Genomic DNA, 2,608 nt, shown 5'->3' on the forward strand with positions numbered 1-2,608 from the left:
GAACGTTTGCCAGGACTGCAAGTACATTGCCGGCTTCATCAAATTGTTCTTCCGGCAGATACCGGCAGTCAGAACGGGGATAGGTGGTCAGCTTTTTTTCATAAAGGGCCTGGGCCAGATCCAGCACTTTTTTAGCTCCCATACCAAGCTTCGACGACGCAGCTTTTTGTAAAGAGGACAGGCAATGCGGTAACGGCGGATTCTTTTTTTTCTTTTCTGTAACGGCCTCTATAATCTTTCCGGACTGGCCGCGTACCTCTTTTTTGATCCGGTATGCTTCATCAGGATTGATTAAGCGGCCCTGGTCATCCAGCCCCTTTTGTGTGTCAAACGGTTGAAACGTGCCAATGAAAGAGCCTGCTTCATGAAGAATTTCAACATGAAGGGTGAAATACGGGTGGGGCTTGAAGTTTTCAATAACAAGGTCCCGGTTGACCACCAGGGCAAGGGTAGGGGTCTGGACCCGGCCAAGGGACAACACGCCCTGGCTGCCGGCATCACGGCCTTTGAGGGTCATGGCCCGGGTGCAGTTCATGCCCACCAGCCAGTCTGCCTGGGATCTGGCCCGGGCTGCATCACGCAGGCCGGTATAATCATTGTTGTCTGTCATGGATGACAGGGCTTTTCTGACTGATTTGTCATCCAGGGCCGCAAGCCAGAGACGTTCGCAAGAGCCGGCATAATCGTGGTATTCCAGCACTTCGTCAACAAGCAGTTGACCTTCTCTGTCCGGATCGCCTGCGTTGACTACGCTTTCTGCGTCCCGGAGCAACTTGCCTATGATCTTCATTTGTGCTGCAGCATCTTTTCTGACCGAGGCATTAAAGGAATTGGGTAAAATAGGCAGGTCTTCTTTTTTCCAGGTTTTGTATTTTTCGTCGTATGCTTCGGGCTGATCCATTTCCAACAGGTGACCAAAGCACCAGGTAACGACATTTTGGCCGCATTCTATATATCCGTTCCTTTTTTCGGCATTCCCCAGGCCGGCGGAAATAGCCCGGCCAAGGGATGGTTTTTCTGCTATGAAAAGTCTCATGAATTCTTTCTCCTTGATTGTTCTTTACGGATTTTGATTTTCATTTCAGCCTCTGACTGCCCTTCAAGAAACCCGGCATGCCAGCTTAAGATCTCTGTGTTTTCCGGTTGGGGTTCCTGCTGCCGGAGTCCTGCCTCATAGCCTTGTTGCCAGGATTTTTTATCAATTTTCATAATTTGCCTTCATACGGTTCGCTGAACTCTAAATCTTTAACCGCTATGATGTTCAGACGGTAACCGGGCCGGATGGATAACGTGGGGGACATATTCATGTGTTTTTCAAGCAGTCTCATGGTTGTCTGTCCCATCTGATCGGCAAAGGCCGTTCCCATGGATTCATTGAGCGTTGTTGTTTCATCGCTGTTATCGCTGTCCAGGGTGTTCATGGCATAAGCGGTGCCGCCGGTGACAAGACTCATGAGCAGGGCATGACCGTAAATCCTGAAATAGTGGTTATTCACCTTGTCTTTCAGGCCGGCGTAACCCAGCTGGTCCCCGCCGGGCATATCCTTCAAGGTCATGGCCCGGCCATCCGGGAATATTAAACGCTGCCAGACAACGAACACCCGTTCCTGGCCCATAATGATATTGTTCTGATATTGGCCAAAGACTTTGGTGCCCTGGGGGATGAGCAGGTTATAACCGGTTGCGGTATCCCATACATTTTGACTGACCTGGCCGCTGATATAGCCGGGCAAAGTTGAATCAATCCCGGTGATTAGTACAACGGGAATAATGGACCCGGTTTTAATGGATAAGGCATTTGTATCCTGATCCATGGAATAACCGTTGTCCCACATTGAGCTGTCATTGCCCGGAGTTTGATTTGAGGATATGGATAAACCGGTTTTCGTTGTTATCGATTCAGTGGATTGTGAACCGGCCCCGCCAAGGCCAAGGCTTGCTTTGGCGTTTGCAAGTTCACTGTTTAATTCTGCCAATCTTGCTGAAGATCCCGAATGCTGGCCGGCCTGGTCAGAAATACCGGCAGAGGTGCTGACAATCATTGAGGCGTCTTTTTTGTAAACAACCGGGTTGGACTCCAACGCCTGGCGTTGTTTTTCGAACCGGTACTGCAGTACGGTTACAAGCTGTTTTTGCCGCTGCTTATCCAAAGCCGCTTTTACAGGGTCCTGTGGAGGGGGTTTCGCGCGTACAACCTCAATCGGTTCAAGCGTCTTTTGATCTTTCTTTTCCCCCGGGGTGTTTGGATCGGTTTCAGACGCAAGACCCTTACGTTCCTTAGGGGCTTTAGGCAGATTAAGCCCTTCTTCATCTGTTGATATTGATGACTGCTGGGGTTCTATCAACAGGGTTTCCTGATCCTGGCCACTGTTTTTCTTATTTCTTTTGCCTTCATCAAAGATTGAAAAAAGCAGCAGCAATACAATGATGGCGATGAACAGAAAGAGCACCAATATAGGCTTTTTGCTCAATACGGTTGTCATTACGCCCGGCCTTTGCAGCCCCCTTGGTGCGCTCATTTTTTCACCTCGCTTTGGGTATAAATCTCTGCCAGGGCATATCCGGGCAGGTGGAACATCTGGCTGAAACTGAACCCGTCACTGCTTTT

Annotated in this window: 3 protein-coding genes; all 3 read right to left on the bottom strand. The window is 49.6% G+C overall.

Translation table 11 applies throughout. From position 1 onward, the window contains the following. Nucleotides 1–1,036, bottom strand: a 1,036-nt coding sequence (locus AB7U36_RS22255) for a DNA topoisomerase (RefSeq protein ID WP_428161788.1), incomplete at its 3' end; no start/stop codon positions are given. Continuing rightward, the gene (locus AB7U36_RS22260) at nt 1,033–1,209 is read right to left on the bottom strand and encodes a hypothetical protein (protein WP_428161789.1); all 177 of its coding nucleotides are present in this window, start codon (nt 1,207–1,209) and stop codon (nt 1,033–1,035) included. The genes AB7U36_RS22255 and AB7U36_RS22260, both read right to left, overlap by 4 nt. After that, the gene (locus tag AB7U36_RS22265) at nt 1,206–2,519 is read right to left on the bottom strand and encodes a TrbI/VirB10 family protein (protein WP_428161790.1); all 1,314 of its coding nucleotides are present in this window, start codon (nt 2,517–2,519) and stop codon (nt 1,206–1,208) included. The genes AB7U36_RS22260 and AB7U36_RS22265 overlap by 4 nt, the downstream gene beginning before the upstream one ends. Between the last annotated feature and the right edge of the window lie 89 nt (nt 2,520–2,608).

The organism is Desulfobacter sp., assembly GCF_050177295.1.

Bases quoted from the DNA above. Each gene is read 5' to 3' on its own strand.
- AB7U36_RS22260 (WP_428161789.1), bottom strand. From the start codon at position 1,209: ATGAAAATTGATAAAAAATCCTGGCAACAAGGCTATGAGGCAGGACTC.
- AB7U36_RS22265 (WP_428161790.1), bottom strand. From the start codon at position 2,519: ATGAGCGCACCAAGGGGGCTGCAAAGGCCGGGCGTAATGACAACCGTA.